At 53.3% G+C, this 17953-nt stretch carries 20 protein-coding genes; 17 read left to right on the plus strand and 3 right to left on the minus strand.

Going from position 1 to position 17953, the window contains the following annotated elements; translation table 11 throughout:
* The first annotated feature begins 20 nt into the window (after positions 1 to 20).
* The 13 genes from H8711_RS03400 (at position 21) to H8711_RS03460 (ending at position 11999) form a co-directional block, all read left to right on the plus strand.
* Complete coding sequence (locus H8711_RS03400; protein ID WP_249282131.1) at positions 21 to 800, plus strand: hypothetical protein; 780 nt, start codon at positions 21 to 23, stop codon at positions 798 to 800.
* A 336-nt stretch (positions 801 to 1136) separates the two neighbouring features.
* Positions 1137 to 3617 carry a winged helix-turn-helix domain-containing protein gene (locus H8711_RS03405; protein ID WP_249282132.1) on the plus strand — a complete coding sequence of 827 codons (2481 nt, stop codon included), beginning with the start codon at positions 1137 to 1139 and terminating at the stop codon, positions 3615 to 3617.
* Between the two features lie 93 nt (positions 3618 to 3710).
* Positions 3711 to 3950, plus strand: coding sequence for a hypothetical protein (locus H8711_RS03410; protein WP_249282133.1), 240 nt, complete (start codon positions 3711 to 3713; stop codon positions 3948 to 3950).
* A gap of 31 nt (positions 3951 to 3981) precedes the next feature.
* Positions 3982 to 4713, plus strand: coding sequence for a hypothetical protein (locus H8711_RS03415; protein ID WP_249282134.1), 732 nt, complete (start codon positions 3982 to 3984; stop codon positions 4711 to 4713).
* Positions 4714 to 4733: 20 nt separating this feature from the next.
* Positions 4734 to 6101 (plus strand): hypothetical protein, encoded by a 1368-nt coding sequence (locus tag H8711_RS03420; protein WP_249282135.1) that lies wholly within the window; start codon positions 4734 to 4736, stop codon positions 6099 to 6101.
* Between the two features lie 14 nt (positions 6102 to 6115).
* Entirely contained in the window at positions 6116 to 6961 is an 846-nt protein-coding gene (locus tag H8711_RS03425; protein WP_249282136.1) for a hypothetical protein, read from the plus strand.
* A 22-nt stretch (positions 6962 to 6983) separates the two neighbouring features.
* Complete coding sequence (locus H8711_RS03430; protein WP_249282137.1) at positions 6984 to 8309, plus strand: hypothetical protein; 1326 nt, start codon at positions 6984 to 6986, stop codon at positions 8307 to 8309.
* Between the two features lie 12 nt (positions 8310 to 8321).
* A complete protein-coding gene (locus tag H8711_RS03435) occupies positions 8322 to 9269 on the plus strand; it encodes a DUF3137 domain-containing protein (protein WP_249282138.1) in 948 nt (315 codons plus the stop codon).
* 15 nt (positions 9270 to 9284) lie between these two features.
* Positions 9285 to 9818 (plus strand): LemA family protein, encoded by a 534-nt coding sequence (locus H8711_RS03440; protein ID WP_249282139.1) that lies wholly within the window; start codon positions 9285 to 9287, stop codon positions 9816 to 9818.
* Between the two features lie 13 nt (positions 9819 to 9831).
* Positions 9832 to 10746, plus strand: a complete 915-nt coding sequence (locus H8711_RS03445; RefSeq protein ID WP_249282140.1) for a DUF3137 domain-containing protein — start codon at positions 9832 to 9834, stop codon at positions 10744 to 10746.
* Positions 10743 to 10940 carry a hypothetical protein gene (locus H8711_RS03450; RefSeq protein WP_249282141.1) on the plus strand — a complete coding sequence of 66 codons (198 nt, stop codon included), beginning with the start codon at positions 10743 to 10745 and terminating at the stop codon, positions 10938 to 10940. The genes H8711_RS03445 and H8711_RS03450 overlap by 4 nt, the downstream gene beginning before the upstream one ends.
* A 501-nt stretch (positions 10941 to 11441) precedes the next feature.
* Positions 11442 to 11708, plus strand: a complete 267-nt coding sequence (locus H8711_RS03455) for a DUF2508 family protein (RefSeq protein WP_249282142.1) — start codon at positions 11442 to 11444, stop codon at positions 11706 to 11708.
* A gap of 24 nt (positions 11709 to 11732) precedes the next feature.
* Complete coding sequence (locus tag H8711_RS03460; protein WP_249282143.1) at positions 11733 to 11999, plus strand: pro-sigmaK processing inhibitor BofA family protein; 267 nt, start codon at positions 11733 to 11735, stop codon at positions 11997 to 11999.
* A 44-nt stretch (positions 12000 to 12043) separates the two neighbouring features.
* Here the strand turns inward: H8711_RS03460 and H8711_RS03465 are convergent, their stop codons facing one another.
* Positions 12044 to 13354: a redoxin domain-containing protein gene (locus tag H8711_RS03465; RefSeq protein WP_249282144.1), complete on the minus strand. Its 1311-nt coding sequence runs from the start codon at positions 13352 to 13354 to the stop codon at positions 12044 to 12046.
* Positions 13355 to 13640: 286 nt separating this feature from the next.
* On the opposite strand from H8711_RS03465, the gene fsa reads away from it, so the two are divergent.
* From fsa to H8711_RS03485, 4 genes are all read left to right on the plus strand, one after another.
* A complete protein-coding gene (gene fsa / locus H8711_RS03470) occupies positions 13641 to 14288 on the plus strand; it encodes a fructose-6-phosphate aldolase (protein WP_249282145.1) in 648 nt (215 codons plus the stop codon).
* A gap of 141 nt (positions 14289 to 14429) precedes the next feature.
* Complete coding sequence (locus tag H8711_RS03475; RefSeq protein WP_249282146.1) at positions 14430 to 15191, plus strand: GNAT family N-acetyltransferase; 762 nt, start codon at positions 14430 to 14432, stop codon at positions 15189 to 15191.
* 165 nt (positions 15192 to 15356) lie between these two features.
* Positions 15357 to 15779 (plus strand): hypothetical protein, encoded by a 423-nt coding sequence (locus tag H8711_RS03480; protein WP_249282147.1) that lies wholly within the window; start codon positions 15357 to 15359, stop codon positions 15777 to 15779.
* 31 nt (positions 15780 to 15810) lie between these two features.
* Complete coding sequence (locus H8711_RS03485) at positions 15811 to 16524, plus strand: NAD-dependent protein deacylase (protein ID WP_249282148.1); 714 nt, start codon at positions 15811 to 15813, stop codon at positions 16522 to 16524.
* 66 nt (positions 16525 to 16590) lie between these two features.
* Here H8711_RS03485 and H8711_RS03490 read toward each other — a convergent pair whose 3' ends face one another.
* Positions 16591 to 17253 carry a potassium channel family protein gene (locus H8711_RS03490; RefSeq protein ID WP_249282149.1) on the minus strand — a complete coding sequence of 221 codons (663 nt, stop codon included), beginning with the start codon at positions 17251 to 17253 and terminating at the stop codon, positions 16591 to 16593.
* 12 nt (positions 17254 to 17265) lie between these two features.
* Positions 17266 to 17886, minus strand: coding sequence for a potassium channel family protein (locus tag H8711_RS03495; protein WP_249282150.1), 621 nt, complete (start codon positions 17884 to 17886; stop codon positions 17266 to 17268).
* Positions 17887 to 17953: the final 67 nt, after the last annotated feature.

The following is a 17953-nucleotide window of genomic DNA, read 5'->3' on the forward strand; positions in this document are numbered from 1 at the left end:
CGAAAAGATTTTTCCTTTTTTTGCACCACTTTGAACGGCAGCTCAACAGCTGGGTTTACCGTTTTCTCTCGCAGAATGGCCTTGACCGCTATGGTCCGGCGCGGTTTCTGGACTACAAGCTGGAAGTCCTTCAAATGCTGCGGTACTGTCTGCCAAAGTATGACCTGGCACAGGGAACGGAGTTCCTGAAATATGCCAGGCACTATGTCCGTGATGGGCTGCTATTCTGCCGCATGATAGGCGAAGCCGGTTCGTTCTCCAGCCTTGCGGAGTACCGGCGCGTGCGTCAGATCGGCGCGATATACAACAATCCGGGAAAGAGCCGCGCAGAGATCGTTTCCGAGTTTGCCGCCAAAAGCGGATACAAAGACGAAAGCACAACGGCGGATGAACCGCTGACCATTGCCCAGCGCAACCGCAGTATTGTTCCCCTCTACCGCACAGAACAGGATGAGGAAGGCGAGGAAACCGGCGAGGATGTAACACGCAACGATAGCTGGAACTATGCCGAAATCCTATGGAATGGGATTCAGGCTAAAGAGGTTGCGGCGGCGTTTGACAATAAGGAGCAATGGTATCTGGAAAATGCGATCTGCATGACCTGCGGGCACGTCAGCCCCTTGTCTACGCAGCCCACCTTTGAAGATTTGGCTGTGGATTTTGAAGGTACGACAGCCAGCGGTGCGGAGCGGTTTTACCGGCGTACATTGGACAAGCTGCGGCTGAACCTGTTGGAAAGCGGTCTCATTCATACCGTGACGCTGAAACAGACAAAACGCCAGAAGAAGAACAAAAAATAGCCGCCGCTGTCTACCTGTATCAGGCGGACAACGACGGCGACTGGGGCGAGATTCAGTTTGACTTTGAAAACGGCACGGCGGAGATCATTAAGTTGGCAGAGTGGGACACAATAAAGTCCAACATTTTTGCTCAAACGGCGATCCGCTATATCCAGAACCTACCGGAAGCAAGGGTGCTGAAAGAAACGGTCGTGCCGTTTAAGATGGAGACTTTGGAAAAATAGGTTTCTATCGTAAAAGAAAATACGGTACTGGCACTCATCAATCAGAACACAATCACACTATATCAGACAGATTGTCTGTTCTGCGGAAAATGGTTACTTGGAGGGAAGCATCATGCCGAAACTAAAATGGAATTTGAATACCATCTACATATCAGAGCGGCTGCAGGAGAGCCTGCGCCCTATCTCCCGCTGCGCCTTGACCACCGTGGTTGCCCCCATGGGCTACGGGAAAACCACGGCGGTGAACTGGTATCTGGAGGAGCGCACAAAGACAGAGCCGCTGAAGGTCATTCGCATCAGCGTGTATTCTGATAACCTTGCGATTTTCTGGAAAAGCGCACAGGACGCCTTTGCCCGCGCCGACTTTGATTTCCTGCGGGACTACGCCTGTCCCACGGACGCGGCTGGCAGCGGACTGCTGGTGGACGACCTCTGCCATGAGCTGGCGGCAGAGGAGCCTTGCTACATTTTCATTGATGATTTTCACCTGCTGACCGATAGGCGTGCGTCGGTGTTCCTCTGTACGCTTACAAACCGCCTGCCGGGAAATGTCCACATCATCGTTGCCAGCCGGGACCGCTTTCTGCCCGCTGCGGAGACAGTGCGATTGGGGGTTAAAGTCTATCAAATCGGCACGGAGCAGCTCAGGCTCAACCACACGGAGCTTGCCGTCTACGCCCACCGATGCGGTACGGATCTTTCCGATGCGCAGGTCGAAAACCTCCTTTATTCCAGCGAGGGCTGGTTTTCCGCTGTCTATCTAAACCTGCGGACGCTTTCCGAGCGCGGAGTGCTGCCCGACCGCAATTCCGATATCTACACCACCTTTACCGCTGCCATGATCGATCCGCTGCCAAAGCAGCAGCGGGAGTTTTTAGCGGTCATGGGCCTTGCCGATGAGTTCACCGTGGAGATGGCGCATTTTATCACAGGAGATACCAACGCAGGGCAGATACTCTCTATGTTGACCGCACAAAACGCATTTGTGAAGTGCCTGCCAGATGGCATCACATACCGTTTTCACCACATGATGAAGGAGTGTGCCGAGCGCACCTTTGAGATGCTGGATGCGGAAAGGCGGGCCTTCTATCAGAAACGCTTCGGCGCATGGCATGAAGCGCATCACCAGTATCTCCACGCCATAGCGTCCTACCGGCGCTGCGGCGACTATGATGCGCTGCTTCGCGTGGTGCGGGAAGATGCGGGTATCCTCCTTGCATCTCTCAAGCCCACTGACGTGCTGGAGGTTTTGACGGAATGTCCGATCTCCACGCTCAAGAAACACCCGCTCGCCTTGCTGGTTCTGATGCGCAGCATGTTCAACTGGCGGAACATTCCGAAAATGATGGAACTGAAAGAAATCCTGCTGGCCGCCATTGAAGAAAACCCGGAGCTGTCCGCAGAGGAGCGCGGCAATCTGTTGGGTGAATGTGACCTCATCATGAGTTTCCTTTGCTACAACGACATCAGCGCCATGAGCCGTCTGCACCGCAGTGCCAGCACACAAATGTCCCGACCGGCCATCAGCATCCAAAACAGCGGCGGATGGACGTTTGGTTCTCCATCAGTGCTGATGATGTTTTACCGTGCGCCGGGCGAGCTTCAAAGCGAGCTTGTGGAGATGGACGAATGTATGCCGCATTACTACAAAATCACCAACGGGCACGGGCAGGGTGCGGAGAAAATCATGCGTGCAGAAGCGGCGTTTATGCAGGGACGCCTCACGGACGCACACATTGAATTGGAAAGCGCCTACGCTCAAATTGAGGGCAATGGGCAGGAGAACATGGCTCTCTGCTGTGATTTCCTTGCATGGCGACTCTCGCTGCATAAAGGGGTGGAGCATCGCTGTACCCTTGAGGAGCGCCGTGCGGAACTGCTGCGGCAACACAACGCCGCGTGGCTCAATATTTGGAACGCCACCAGCGCCTATTACCACGCTCTGCGGGGTGATACGGAGAATATCCCGGAGGTATTCGCGCAGCACCAGCTTTCCTCCGTCAATATCCTTGCGCCGGGCAAGCCGATGATGGAGATGATCGAAAATCAGGTGTATCTTGCTCAAGGTTCTTATGCAAAGGTCATTGGACGAAGCGAGGGGCTACTTGCCGTGTGCGAGGGGATGCATTACGCGCTGGTGACGCTGCACATCCGTATTCAGACTGCGGCGGCCTATGAGAGGCTGGGCAAGTACGAGGAAGCACACACATTGATCTCAAAGGCGCTTTCCGATGCCGCACCGGACGGCTTTGTGATGCCTTTTGTAGAAAACTACGGTTATCTGGAGCCAATGCTGGCGAGGGGAATTCAGAACGACCTCATTGCACAGATTATCGAGTTCGGCGAAACGGCGAAGCGGCGAAAAGATGAAAGCGTCCGACCGCCAGCGTTCGCCGCACTGACGGGACGGGAATATGATATCGTGGGTCTGATGGCAAAGCGCCTGAGCAACCGCGAGATCGCGGAAAAGCTGTTCCTATCCGAGGGCAGCGTCAAGCAGTATGTAAATCAAATCTACTCAAAGCTCCATATTGAGGGCGACACCCGGACAAAACGAAAGCAGTTGACTGACCTATTATCACAAAAGACCTAACCTTTGGTTAATGGTTATCTTTTTGAATCCACCGTACAATATTTGTACGGTGGATTTTTTCGCCTTTATTTGACTGAAAAGGAGGATGTGCATTTGAACCGGAGGTATATTGCAGCCGTTGCACCGTTGCCTGATCGCGTGCTGCAAGTCGATTTTGTGTCCGGAAGTCGGCTTTTGCTTGATATGAAACCCTATCTGGACAAGATCCGTTTCCGCCCGCTTGCAGATACGCTAGTGTGGAACAGCGCCGTGACCAACGGTATCTTCGTCCGCTTCGGCAATGTGGAATTGAGCCACGATGAGATCTTGTCCATGGCGGAGCAGGAACATTGATTCAACTTATCTGAAAAAGGAGAAAAGAACAATGAAAAGCTGGAAAACATATTTGTCCCTTGTGCTGGCGCTGGTAATGTGCATGGCCCTGACCGCCTGCGGCGGCGACAGCGGAAACGGCGATGACGAATTTGGCGCCCCAGAATCCTTTGAAGGAATGGTCAAGGATTCGCAGCTCCTGACGGACTATGCCATGTATTGGGGAACCTGGACAGGCGAGGATAACAGCGAACTGATTGTGGAGATGAACGACAGCGGCGACGAGGTGCGCTATGCGCTGTACGACGACAATACCGATCTGACGGCCAGCGGCTACATTCAGGCTGTGCCGGAATACAGTGCTGATTATTTCTATAACGAGCACGACGGCGTGGCGCACCACAGCTGGTTTGATGATGACGGTGTACTTCATATTGATTTCTTCGGCGTCTTTACCAAGGTGAGCGGCGATGTGCCTGGTGAAAACGTCGGATTTGCAGACATTGCCGGTGAGTGGTACTGGAACGGCCAGCTTGACACGTCCAGCTATATCGAAATCGACGAAGACGGCGAATGGGAGCTTTATGAGCTCGACGCCGACGCGGACTTCGTTCTTGTGGATTACGGCTACTTGGAGCGTGACACCGAGGACGAAGACCAGTATTACGCCCATTCGAATGAATTCGAGGGCGTGACTTATGACATGTATACGACCAATGAAAAGACCCTGTTTGCCTGGGGCGGCGAGGGAGATACCTATGCGCAGCTGTCGGATGGGCAGTGAGTGATTTTGTGAGGCATGATATGAGTAAGAGGCTGCATCTGACCTTCGTGCTGGCACTGATACTGTGTCTGAGTCTAACCGCCTGTGGAAGCGACAACGACCTGGCATCGCCGGATGAAGTTGCGAAGGGTAACGAGCTCGTGACCGACATGGCGTTTCTCGACGGAATGTGGAGCAACGACGGACTTTCCATGCTCTATTTTAACAGCGATGGCGGCTACTATGTCTATCATTCCACCTACGGCCCCACCGGACGCGGCGAGTTTACCGACGAGACCGGCAAGCCCATGATCAACTACGGCGGCTTCCTGTATGACTTTTATCTGCGCGATGACGGCGTACTGCTGCCGAACCAGAACGGCGAGGGCGGCGATACGCCGGACATCGACCATCACACCTTCCGCCGCGACAACGAAGCGGAAATCTGTCTGTGGGAGCTGGACAATTATGACGGTATGTGGCAGAACGCGGCGGGCGAAACCATCGTCATCGACGCCTCGCTGAGCGAGTACACAGCCTGTTCATCGAAGTATTCCTCAAGCGGTACCATCGGCGACGAGGAGCAGGGCAGAGGGCTTTACCTTTATGATGACGGCAGTCGCGCCTACATTTGCCCCTCCGCCGACGGCAACAGCTTCACAATCTCCAGCGGCTTTGCCGGGCGTTACAGCGAGGACGGACACTTCGACGGCGTTTTTTACCGGGATGGCGACATAGAAGCCTATACCGACCTTTCGAACGCAGAGTTCTACTATGATTTCTGGCAATGGTATTTCGACGGCGTGAATGATTATTGCTTAGGTGACGACTATGAGGTCAGAGAGGATGGCCTTGCCTATCACGTCAAAGATGGAAAAGTCTATCCTGCGGGCTGGATCCCCGAGGAACGATACGATCCCGCCGACGACTGGGGCGAGCAGTTCGCGGCAGACAAGATTCTCGTACTGACAGGCGGCGTACTGCCCTTCACCAATATACAGAACCTGAGCTCTGACAACAACCCGGACGGCACCTATTATTACGAGGACGTCACCGAGGACGGACTCATCGTGGTAAACATAGCGGAACAGAGCTGCTTTGAGCCTGACGTGCAGGATATGGAGGATTATCTGACGGCCTGCGTCCTGTCGCTGAGTGATGCGGATACCTATGAGCTGCTGTCTGCTGAGGAGAACGAGGAATACAGTGAAAATCTGAGTTATCCCGTTTACATCGTAAAGTATACCGCCGGTGATGGTGAGGACACCCGGAGATGGATCGTCTTTGCCACAGACACAGACAACTATACCTATCTCTATGGCTTCTGCGAGGCCCCTGACGCCGCAGAGGACATGGATGAGACCTATCAGAGCATTTTTGCGCAGCTATATTTGAGCGATGAAGGATAAAGGAGGCGAGCCACATGAAAAGAAGAATGCCATATCTTCTAACGAGGTTGGTGCTGGTGCTTTGCCTGCTATGCACAGCCTGCGGTGGAACGGAGAATTCGCTCTCTCCTCAGGACGATCCAAACGAGGGTCTGGGCAGGAGGCTCAATGAGGACACGGTGAATGATTTCAGCGAGTATGCGGGCATCTGGCTGGGCGAGGCGGACAATGATTACGATTCCATGGAGATCGACGCGGAGGGCAACTGGACGCTTTACCTCAGCGGCGATGTTGTAGATGACGGTTATCTGCGGTATGAGCCGGAGTGGGAGGGCGTCTACGCCTACAGTAATCAGGAAGATTCCGGCAGCCGTATTGCGCTGGAAAACGGGCAGCTTTACAGCGCCTCTTACGGTTACTTCAACTACGGCGACGGAATGGAATATCTCTGGTATGAGAACGGCGGAGGGGATCACAACGGCAACCACCGGCTCACCGAGTACGATGAGCCCTATCCGTCCGAGGTCGATGTACCGGACTGGAACGGTCGTCTGAACGGGAATCCGGATTCGTATTGGAGCCGGAACTCAGACCTCTGCCAGCGGAATGTCTCCGAATTTGAGGGCGTATGGCACTACGACGGCGATCTCTCGGCTGAGACCTACATTGTGATCGATGGATCCGGAAACTGGAGCTACTACCAGCGTGCCCCCGGCTCCGAGCCTGCGGAAATGGATTGCGGTACGTTCTCTTACTCCACGGATGAAGCAAGCACCTATTATGCAAATTCCACCATGAATGAAGGAATGTCGTACCGGGTGTTTGAGTTTGATGATGTTTTGGTCTGGGGTGACGAGGGCGCTTACTGCCTGATGGAGTGATGGAAAGAAAGAGAGGATGACGATGATGAATCAACTGAAAAAGGGTTTTACAATTTTGCTGACGGCTGTTCTCTGCCTGAGCCTGACAGCCTGCGGAGGAGCCAAGGAAGATATTGTGGGCGACGACTGGCGTGTCAGCGGTGTGGTAGTAGACAGTGGAACCATCACTCATGACGGTGACAGCGTAGATGTGCTGGTCACGATCAGCCCTGAGAGTGCAGCCTTCTACCGGGATAGTTCGGAACAGGTGCTGTTTGACAGCGTGTCCTTCCCTATGACGATCTCCGATGCAGAGGACGCGTTCAACTCTATCTCATTCAATGATATGGATGGCGACGGTGAAAGCGATGTGCTGGTCAGCTTCATCCATGAAAACGGTGATACCACAGAGCTAATCTGGATCTGGGATCCGGTGGAGCGCTATGTCTTCCGGGAAGATCTCTCCACCGTCACCATCAGCGGCGGTGATCTTGACGAGTATGTGGGACTCTGGGAGTATCAGGGCGAAAATCTCTGGCTCAAGATCCATGACGATGCCACATGGGAATTTGTGAACGATCAGGATGACGTGATTGAATACGGTACGCTGTGGGTGGATGAAAACGGTGTGACGCTCCACTTTGATGGCAGCGGCGATGTGTTGCAGCTTGACCGAACCGTCAGCGGCGACCTGATCGACACCGCGAACGATGGGACACTTGTTCCAGTGGAGGGCATCCAGTCCAGCGAGCCTTATTTTTCCCGCAATGATCTGGAGATCAACGCCGCTGTGGAGAAGGGTACCTTCCTGCTGAAGGACGGTGCCTGCAGCTACGCCGCCCTTGGCGACGGCTACAGCGTCGGTGACTGCTACTGGGAGGTCACAAAGGGCTACGACTATACCCACGACGGTATCCGGGAGCTCCAGTTCGACGCGATCTGTTATATCCCTGACAGCTCCATTCCGTACTTTGATCAGCAGTATGTTACCAACACCGACAGCGAGCTGTACGACTTCTACACCGGTATGTGGTTCACTGCCGCATCCTCTTACGGCAACAGCAGCCGAGGCGAGAATTATTATCTCCACACCGTCAGATGGAGAGGAAACAGCTATCTGATCGAGTTCGCCTACTCCACGGATTGGCAGTACAATGTGGGCGACTGGGCGGCAGTTCTGACCAAGAGCTACGTCGTTTACCTGCCCGAGGATTACGACGGTCTTGTCTTTGCGGCCGAGACGCAGCCGGATAACTATAAGGACAGTGCCAAGCGGATGCAGCTCGACAGCATTTCTCCTGAAGCCGGCATTATGGATATCGACACCGTTGACCCGTACAGCAGTCTGTATTTCAGCATCTGCTATTGAGAGGGAGCGCACATGAAAAAGAAAACAAATGGCTTTGAAACGGTGGGGACAGAAAAAATGACGGACGCGGAACTGTCAAAAAAGCTGGGACACTATCAGAAAATGTCCTCGGCCTGGCTTCTGGTCGGGCTGATCGGCGTGGTAGGCGGAACGATCTCGTTTTTCGCGGTGCAGGACGCCGCGCTCAAGGCAATCCTTGTGACGGTGCTGTTTTTCGGCGGCGTCTGCTGTGCGCTGTTTCTTGGCGGCGGCGCGCAGAAGAAGCTGAAGGCGCTGATGCACGAGCAGCTGGGCGATTTTTTCCGCGCGGAGCTGGAAAAAGCATTCGGTCCCGATATACATACTCCGGAGATGCGCATCAACGAGCCGTTTATGAAAACGCTTCATCTGCTGGACGGTCAGTGGGAGGAGTGTGAGGTGGAGAACTTCCATGAGGGCACGCATCGCGGTGTCCACTTCTCCGCCGCCAATGTGCGTCTGGATCATGTTTATGAAAGAGCCATCGCGCACGAAGGATTGGAGACATGTCGGGATAAGGTGTTCAAAGGTCTTGTCCTGCGCTGCGAGACGTGCGTTCCAGCCCCGTCGCCCATCCGCGTCAATGCGCGGACAGAGAGTAGTCCGCGCGGCGTTGTGACGGATAATGAGATATTTGACCGCAGCTTCTGCGTCACGGCGGAGCCGGGGCAGGATGCTTTCTACCTTCTTACACCGCAGTTCATGGAACTGCTGGAGACATTCGGTCAGCGCATAGAGGGACATATCCTCGGCTTTCGGTGGGAAAACAGTATTTTCTCGCTGGCACTGGAAACGGATTTTGGCTTTGCCGCTATCGCAAGCGATGTAGCCCTGCGTGACCTCGATGCGGCGCGCCGGAGCTATACAAAATCGCTGCAGGAAATGGGTGAAACGCTCGATCTCCTGTTGAAAAACGCCACTCTCTTTGCGGGGAGAGACTGAGAAAGGAACGAATGTATGACTGGTATCATATTGGTTTTGATTGCTATTCTGCTGATTGCCGTCTGGTGCGTTAGCACCACCAATGGTTTCAAGAAAAAAGAGATTCGTGTGCAGGAAGGACTCTCTGGCGTGGAGGTGGCGCTCACCAAACGCTATGACATGCTCACAAAAATGCTCGACACAGCTAAGGGCTATATGGCGCATGAAAACGAGCTGTTCGCCAAGGTTATCGAGCTGCGCCGCGGCATGAGCCTCAAAGAGCTGAATGATGCCCAGCAGAAGATGGACAGTCTCAGCGGCAAATTCTTCGCCGTAGCGGAGGGCTATCCAGAACTCCGATCCAGTGATGTTTTCGCGGAACTGCAGCGAGGCATCCGCGATGCGGAGGAGCATCTGCAGGCGGCACGGCGGCTGTACAATACCAGCGTCACCGCCTATAATACGGCCATTGCCATGTTTCCGGCAAGGCTGTTGGCGGGTGGCCGCCAGCCCAAGGAGTTCTTCGCCGCAGACGAGACCAAGCACGAAGACGTAAAAATGACATTCTGACAGGAGGCACAGTATGGACGAAAAGCAGAAGTTGACAAATGAACAGCTGGAAGCCGAACTTGGCAGCCGCCGCAGCAAAGCAACGCTCGCCAAAATCGTGACCTATGGTTCCGGTGCGGCGACAATGCTGTTGTTTGGCATAGGACTCACCCCGGTGGCAATTATTTGCCTGTTGATCGCACTGGTGGGCGGATACCAGCTGTCCAAACAAACGGAGGTTCTGAAAAAAACGCTCAGCGACAATGTCGTCAGCAGCGTACTGGACGAGGTGTTCGAACGTGTGGAGTACGATCCTTTCGGCCGCCTTTCCGATGAACTGGTGAACGGCGCTGGCATGGTGTTTCCTTTCTCCTATGAGCGCGTCCGCGGCAGCGACCACATCAAGGCCGTCTACAAGGGACTGAACCTTGAACTGAGCGATGTGGAGCTCTATCATGTAACGGATTCCTACAATGAGGAACGCAGCGAGTGGGAGGAATCCGAGAAGAAGGCCTTTCAGGGTCAGTGGCTTGTGTGCGACTTCGGAAAGACTCTCTCCGGCGAGGTGCGCCTGTCTGAAAACACGAAGGCCCTGCGCAAGCAGCATAAGAACGATCGTATCGAGATGGAGAATCCTGTATTCAACGACCACATCATCGTCATCGCCGAAAACGCGCAGGAGGCATACTACGTTCTCACGCCGCACATGATGGACTACATCCTTACAGCTGCTGGCAGAAGCGGCGGCGAGGTCTACATGTCCTTCCTCCGCGGCGGCAAGCTGCATATCGCGGTCAAGACCGGAAGAGACTTCTTTGAGCTGGGCAGAAACAGTGCCAACATTGATTCACTGCGGCAGAAGTTCCTCGGCGAGCTGCGCTGGTTCACTGATATCATCGATACACTTCGCGTAGAGGATACGCTTTACAAAAAGGAGACGAGCGCATGACTCTCGAGACTGCTGTAATTTTGCTGCTGTGTGCGGCTGTCGGCATTGCTGCGTCCCGTATCTGCCTGCGGCAGAAAAAAGCTCTGCGCACGATCTGCATCGTGCTGCTTTCACTGCTCGCGCTGGCTTTAACAGTTTACATCGGTCTGATCATTTTCTTTGTGGATGCGGTCAGCCACCAACCTCCTGTGTAGTAGAACGGAACAGTGAGAGCTGAAAATTAGAAAAGGAAGGCATCTGTCAGGATGTCTTCCTTTACGTTAGGATGTGTCACACACTCGAATCCGTTAGCTAACAGTAGTAAGTATGAATTAGTTCCTTATCACTGTTAAGCCAATGCCTGACGGGGCTTTTGGCTGTTATATGCGGAGGTTAACGGGGCAGAGGCGAGAGCAACCGGCTTGCCGCTCCTCACAGAGGTGATGCAGCAGGCAACTTTCCTTTCGGTTTCCTGTGTTCAGATACGCAACCTCGATTGGGACATTCCGCTCAAGCGCTGGACAATAGCGTTCGACCATCGATTTTAATTCGTTCAAACCACTGCCTCCTTTTTTCTTCCGTCTATGGTATCCATTATATGCCATGAACTGAAGAATTAACCGCGAATTTTCGCGAGGAAGGTTCAGCGGACGGTATATTTTTTCGCATACCTGCCAATCCTTTCCGCATAGAATCTATGGAAAGGCGGAAAGGATATGACAGAATTACTGACAAAATGGAAAGCGCGCGTAAAACGTGAGTCTGCGCAGCAAAATCCGGAACATGACGCTTTGAAAGCGGAATTGAAGGAACTGCGCCGTCAGCTCGAATGCATCGATTCCTGCTTTGATATGATTCAGGACGGTGACATGATCGATAGCCTGATTTATCAGCGCAACGGGTTAATGGCTCGCTACGAATACCTGCTCAAACGCGCCAAGGAACAAAATGTGGTCAGCAATAACATCCGCATTTCGCTGTAGACTCTCTGCGGAAGGAGGAACGGAATGGATACGGTACAGGCGGTTCTGCTGATTGGCGGCATCGTGCTGGCGTTTCTGATGCTGACCATCTACGCGCGCACGGGAAAACCCTTTCGCTCGTTGTTGGGCACCGCGATACCGGGTGTACTTTCCCTGGCTGTGATCAACTATGCGTCCTTTTTTACCGGGGTGGGGATCACGGTCAGCGCGGCGACGCTGTTCACCTCGGTATTTCTCGGAATTCCCGGGGTGATCTCAATTTTTGTGCTAAAACTTTTGTGGGGGCTGTAAACTGTATTAAAAAAGCGGGGCGGTTAGATAACCGCCCCCGCTTTTTATTGGGAATCTTCCTGTGTCTGGTTGATGATGTTGACCATCATCTCTTTGGTAAGCCCCCCCGGTACATAGCCGTAAATGTTTCCGTCCGTGTCGATCATAAAGGTGGTCGGCAGGGAACGGATCAGGTAATCTTCAAACACCGCCCCATCTATATCGAACACGACGGGGAAGGTGTACTCGTGTTCTGCCAGGAAGGTTTTCACTTCGTCCGAGGTTTTCTCCTGCACATAGGGGTTTTTGTCCGATTTAGGGCTGGAAACTCCGAGAAAGATCACATCCCCAGTATTTTCGTCGTATTCCTCATATAACTCCTGGATATGGGGCATCTCCTGCAAACAGGGGGGACACCAGGTTGCCCAAAAATTCAAAAATACAACCTTGCCCTTGTAATCCGAAAGGGTGTGGGTATCCCCATTTTGGTCGGTCAGAGTGAAGTCGAAAGCGGCCATCCGCTCTTGCTGTGAGGAGGATTCCACTTGAGAAGAGGATTCAGGCTGCGACGAGGTGCTCGAGAGCCCTTCAGAGGAAGAACCGTCCCCTTCAGAAATAGAGGAAGAGGCCGTGGCCTCGCCAGAAAAGGAATTGAGATAGCCGGTAATCCCGTTCATCCAACCGGTAAAGGTCATGATGCCGACCAAGATAAGCAGGATGCCGCCGACCTTGATGGCATACTGTAGAATTTTCTGCTTCCGTTTAATAAAATTGAGCACCTGAGTGGTAAATAAGCCCAGGGCCAGAAAAGGCAACACAAATCCGATGGTGTAAATCAACACCAGCATATTGCCGGTCAGGGCGTTTTTGGCGGTGGAAGCGAGCACCAACACTGAGGAAAGCGCCGGCCCGACGCAGGGGGTCCAGGCGAAGCTAAAGGTAAACCCCATGACGAATGCCACCAGCGGATTCATATTTTGGAGCTTCAGGCGAAAGGGCAGGCGATGCTCCTGGTCGAGCGACTTTAACTTCAAAAATCCTACTTGGTACAGGCCGAGAAGCAGAATGATAATGCCGCCGACGCGGCTGAACACGTTTTTATATTGGTTAAAAAAGCTGCCCAGCGCCGAAAAGGAGAGCCCCAGTACAAAAAAGGCGAAGGAGATTCCCAACACAAAAAAGACGGTGTGAAAAAATACCTTTTTGCGTTCGTAAGAGATCGTCCCATCCGGCTCGGTTCGCTTTGCATTGCCGGCAAGATAGCTGACATAGATCGGGATCAGCGGGAGCACACAGGGGGAAAAGAAGGAAACCAGCCCCTCTAAAAAGACCACCCAAAACGAAATTTGCCCACCGATTGAGATTGCGTTTTCCATAATATTCCTCCGTTTTTCTCTGTTATTTTAAGTATACAATATTTGTTCAATTTGGCAAGGGGATTGAGGAAAAGTTTCCATTATAGTTTTAATTTATTGTGAGATTCAACAATACAATTTTGTGGAAATGAAACAGGAAACATATTAGAAAGTTGTCTAAACAAATAATTGTAGAAACAGAATTTTCGTGGTAAAATAAGGAATTGTATTCACATGTTGAGGTCAGTTAGTCTCGACATGGAATAGACAGTTTGGGAAAATGAAATGGAAGAAAGGGAGATGTACGATGAAGTTGTTTTTGGATACCGCAAATGTTGATTACATCCGTGAGATCAACGACTTGGGTGTCATCTGTGGGGTCACCACAAATCCCAGCTTGATCGCCAAGGAGGGGCGCGACTTCAAAGAGGTTGTAACCGAAATCACCGGCATTGTGGATGGTCCAATTTCGGCGGAGGTCATCAGCATGGACGCTGATGGTATGGTGGAAGAGGCCAAGGAGCTTATCAAAATTCATAAAAATATTGTCATCAAAATCCCCATGTGCGCGCAAGGGCTGAAAGCCTGTGCAGCGCTCACCAAAATGAATATCAAAACCAATGTGACGCTCATCTTCTCCGCAGCTCAGGCGCTTCTGGCGGCGCGGGCCGGCGCAACTTATGTCTCACCGTTTGTGGGCCGCCTCGACGATGTAGGCGCGCATGGTGTCGAGCTGATCGAAGAGATCGCCAATATCTTCGCAGTACACGGCATCGAATGCGAAATTATCGCTGCATCCATCCGCAAGCCCGGCGATGTCACCGCCTGCGCGCTGGCAGGGGCGAATATCGCGACCGTGCCTTATGATGTGATGAAAAAGTGCATCGACCACCCGCTCACTACTCAGGGTATCGCCCGTTTCCTCAAGGATTGGGAGACGGTTCCGAAAAAATAATTATACAGTTTTCGATGAAGGCCGCCCGCTGCGCTGCGGGTGGCCTTTTGTTGTTCCTTTAACTGTAATCGCTTTTTGGAACCTTTCCTGCTATAATGGGAAAAGTATTGTGCCAATAAAAAGGAATAAGATGCTGAAAGTATGCCAAAAGAGAAATTTGAGCGTTTGAGGGAAGCGGAGAAGCGGGATTATTTGGAGCTCCTGTTGCTCGCTGACCCAGAACGGGCGATGCTGGAACGCTACCTCACGGCTGGAGACATGTACCTGGTGCGGCAGGGGGACGCTCCGGTGGGGGCGGCGGTGGTTCTGCGCCTGGAAGGGGAGCGCTGCGAGCTCAAAAATTTAGCGGTTGCGCCAGAATATCAGCGGAGGGGCTGCGGCGGCCGGCTAGTGCGCCGTCTCTTCCAGCTCTATGCAGGCGATTGCGCGGAGATGCTGGTGGGCACCGGCGATTGTAGTCGTGGAACGCTCTGCTTTTATCAGAAGCTGGGGTTTATTTACTCCCACACGGTGGAGCAATTTTTCATCGAACACTACCCTGAACCCATCTTTGAAGATGGGTTGCAGCTGCGGGATATGATCTATCTCAAGCGTAATCTGAGGGAAAAACCGTGCTTTGTTTATATGTTGGAATGTGAGGATGGCTCCCTGTATACCGGATGGACCAACGATCTCGCTGCACGGATGCGCGCCCACGCGGGGGGAATAAAGGGTGCAAAATATACCCGCTCCAATCCCCCGGTGCGGCTGGCCTTCTGCGAATGGTGCCCGGACCGGTCGCATGCGATGAGGCGGGAAGCGGCGATCAAACGCCTGAGCAGGGCGCAAAAGCTCGCATTAACCGAACAGGCTGCGTCCCTGGATGGAATTTTTCATCACCAGTTTGCTGATACCGATTTGTAATGATTTCGATGCAGTTTGCTCAAAATTTCCTCATTCCGGCTTCATAAAATGCAGGTATAATAATTACCGACCTAGAATTGGTGCGAGTTGCGCTCTGTTGTGGGATGTGCAGCTCTCTCGCCTTTACTGTATTTCCCGAAATCAAACAGAAAGAAGGACAAACTTATGAAAAAAACGATCGCGATTGTGTTGTCGCTTTTGATGCTCACCGGTGCGCTGGCCGGATGCTCTAAAAAGAATGAGGGCAGCTCGTCCGGAGGGGCGCAGTCCTCGTCCGTTGTGGGTGGCGGCGACACCGAAACACAGGACAAACGCGACTTCGGCGTCCTCACCGGAATCGATGAGGAGAACCTCTACCTGGAACGCGCCAAGAAAAATGAAGAGAAGCCGAACGGCATCGAGTCCCTGGATGAAGAAGTGATGTATCCGCTCAACGACTCCATCAAAGTGACGCTCGCACAGGATGGCAATCCGACGGATGGCAGCATATCCGATCTGGCGGAAGGGGATATTGTCACGATCACCTACCGCAACGTGGAGGGCGAGTCGGTAATTTCGTCGATTTCGGTGAGCGGCAAGGCTGCATAAGAAAGTCCCATCAACAGAGGGAGGCGTGGCTATGGCGGAACAGTTGCAGAGGATCATCGACGACAGCGCCAATATCGTATTTTTTGGCGGCGCAGGGGTATCCACCGAAAGCGGCATCCCCGATTTTCGCAGCACCGATGGGCTATACAATCAGCAATACCGCTTCCCCCCTGAAATGATCTTGAGCCACAGCTTTTATCTGCGCAACCCCGAGGAGTTTTATCGCTTTTATCGCGATAAGATGCTCTGTTTGACTGCGCGGCCCAATGCGGCCCATTATAAACTCGCTGAATTGGAGCAGGCCGAAAAATTGTGCGCGGTGGTGACGCAGAACATCGATGGACTGCACCAGATGGCTGGGAGCCGCAATGTGCTGGAGCTCCACGGTTCGGTTCATCGGAACTACTGTATGCGCTGCCACAAAGCCTACGATGCCCGTTTTATGCTGGAGAGCGAGGGAATCCCGACCTGCTCCTGCGGCGGTATGGTGAAGCCGGATGTGGTGCTGTACGAGGAAGGATTGGATGAACATACCGTCCGCGCTTCCATTCAAGCGATCCGCAGCGCCGATCTGCTCATCATCGGTGGAACCTCGCTGAATGTGTATCCAGCGGCCGGCCTGATCGATTATTTCCGTGGGAGGTATCTGGTGCTCATCAACCGCTCCCCCACTCCGGCGGACGCGCAGGCAGATCTGGTGATCCAAGAGAGCATCGGCGAGGTGCTGGGCACTGTCAAGGTTTAACAATTTTATGCGATAGAAAAAAGCGCTCCCTGTAGTAGGGGGCGCTTTTGCTATGGATAAAATTGTCTATTCCAGGCTCAGCATTTTGCCCAGGGTGTGGATCACCTTGTTTTGGCAGACCACCAGGACTTTGTCATTGCTGAGGATCTGCGCGTTGCCTCGCGGGATAATCATTTCGCCGTCTCGGATGATCGAAACGATGATGCTCTCCTCCGGCAGATGCAATTCGCTCAGGCGCACGCCGTTGCGCCGGTAGTTGGCCGGGATTTGCAGCTCGCTGATGGAGGTTTCCCCGCGGTTGAGTGAGATGATCTGCTTGATGGCGGCGCTATCCACCTCGCGCTCGAGCAGGCGTGCGATATTGTCGGTGCTGCTGATGGGGATATCGACGCCGAGCTGTTTCATTACCGACATATTTTTGGGATTGTTGACCCTGGCGACCGTCCGCTTGACGCCGAATTCCTTTTTGGCCAATTGGCAGGCGATCAGGTTGTTTTCGTCCTTGCCGGTCACACCGATCAGGGCGTCGGCCTCCTCAATGCCTGCGTGTTCCAACGCCTCAATGGTGCTGCCATCGCCGCAGATAACCGGTATGTCCAGCTCGTTGGCGATGCGTGTGCAGGCGTCTTTGTTCATTTCAATCAGGCGCGGCTTGTGCCCGTGTTCCATCAGGGTGCGCGCCAGGTAGAACCCCACTTTACCGCCGCCCACGACAATTACTGTCATCATACGCACCTCCCTTTAATCGCACTGTTTGGCAAAAATCAGTTGATCCCCCGGCTCCAGCGCAGCGTGTGTGTTGCAGGCCAACACCAGCTGCTGATCCGCCTTGAGCACGCCGAACAGGAGGGTGTCAGGCTCCGCCTTCACATCTCCGATCGATTTTCCGACGAGCTCAGAGGGAAGCGGCAGGGTGGCGTATGCGATATTTGAATGGCCGAACGGGATCTGCCGGTAATCGGTCGCACGCTCCAACGAGGCGCAGACGGCCGAAACCGTGAGGTTGGTGGGGCAGATGGTCTTGAGATGAAAATGCGAGAACACATTTTCGCGTTCCGGGTCGTAGATGCGGGTGAGAACGTTTTCAACGTGAAACACCTCGCGGGCGAGCTGCGACACCATGATGTTGACATTGTCGTCCTGCGTCACAGCGATCACCGCGTCGCTGTTTTCGATGCCGGCCCGCCGCAGCACATCCTGATCGATGGGGATGCCGCTGACAGTATAACCGGAAAAATCGTGATCCAAACGTTCAAAGTTTTCCGTTTCTCGGTCCACAATGCAGACATCGTGGCCCATTTTATCCAGCACGGATGCGAGCTTGGAGCCAACCTTGCCGCATCCGACCACCAGTAGATTCATTTTGAAAAGCGCCGCCTTTCCTGTTTGAGGTCACTTCATTATAATCCATTCCAGAACGGGTTGCAAC

This window comes from Ligaoa zhengdingensis (assembly GCF_014384885.1).
Taxonomy (GTDB): Bacteria; Bacillota; Clostridia; order Oscillospirales; family Ruminococcaceae; genus Ligaoa; species Ligaoa zhengdingensis.

Coding starts and splice junctions, on each gene's coding strand:
- H8711_RS03405 (WP_249282132.1), top strand. CDS start 1,137: ATGCCGAAACTAAAATGGAATTTGAATACCATCTACATATCAGAGCGG.
- H8711_RS03415 (WP_249282134.1), top strand. CDS start 3,982: ATGAAAAGCTGGAAAACATATTTGTCCCTTGTGCTGGCGCTGGTAATG.
- H8711_RS03420 (WP_249282135.1), top strand. CDS start 4,734: ATGAGTAAGAGGCTGCATCTGACCTTCGTGCTGGCACTGATACTGTGT.
- H8711_RS03425 (WP_249282136.1), top strand. CDS start 6,116: ATGAAAAGAAGAATGCCATATCTTCTAACGAGGTTGGTGCTGGTGCTT.
- H8711_RS03430 (WP_249282137.1), top strand. CDS start 6,984: ATGATGAATCAACTGAAAAAGGGTTTTACAATTTTGCTGACGGCTGTT.
- H8711_RS03435 (WP_249282138.1), top strand. CDS start 8,322: ATGAAAAAGAAAACAAATGGCTTTGAAACGGTGGGGACAGAAAAAATG.
- H8711_RS03440 (WP_249282139.1), top strand. CDS start 9,285: ATGACTGGTATCATATTGGTTTTGATTGCTATTCTGCTGATTGCCGTC.
- H8711_RS03445 (WP_249282140.1), top strand. CDS start 9,832: ATGGACGAAAAGCAGAAGTTGACAAATGAACAGCTGGAAGCCGAACTT.
- H8711_RS03450 (WP_249282141.1), top strand. CDS start 10,743: ATGACTCTCGAGACTGCTGTAATTTTGCTGCTGTGTGCGGCTGTCGGC.
- H8711_RS03455 (WP_249282142.1), top strand. CDS start 11,442: ATGACAGAATTACTGACAAAATGGAAAGCGCGCGTAAAACGTGAGTCT.
- H8711_RS03460 (WP_249282143.1), top strand. CDS start 11,733: ATGGATACGGTACAGGCGGTTCTGCTGATTGGCGGCATCGTGCTGGCG.
- H8711_RS03465 (WP_249282144.1), bottom strand. CDS start 13,354: ATGGAAAACGCAATCTCAATCGGTGGGCAAATTTCGTTTTGGGTGGTC.
- fsa (WP_249282145.1), top strand. CDS start 13,641: ATGAAGTTGTTTTTGGATACCGCAAATGTTGATTACATCCGTGAGATC.
- H8711_RS03475 (WP_249282146.1), top strand. CDS start 14,430: ATGCCAAAAGAGAAATTTGAGCGTTTGAGGGAAGCGGAGAAGCGGGAT.
- H8711_RS03480 (WP_249282147.1), top strand. CDS start 15,357: ATGAAAAAAACGATCGCGATTGTGTTGTCGCTTTTGATGCTCACCGGT.
- H8711_RS03485 (WP_249282148.1), top strand. CDS start 15,811: ATGGCGGAACAGTTGCAGAGGATCATCGACGACAGCGCCAATATCGTA.
- H8711_RS03490 (WP_249282149.1), bottom strand. CDS start 17,253: ATGATGACAGTAATTGTCGTGGGCGGCGGTAAAGTGGGGTTCTACCTG.
- H8711_RS03495 (WP_249282150.1), bottom strand. CDS start 17,886: ATGAATCTACTGGTGGTCGGATGCGGCAAGGTTGGCTCCAAGCTCGCA.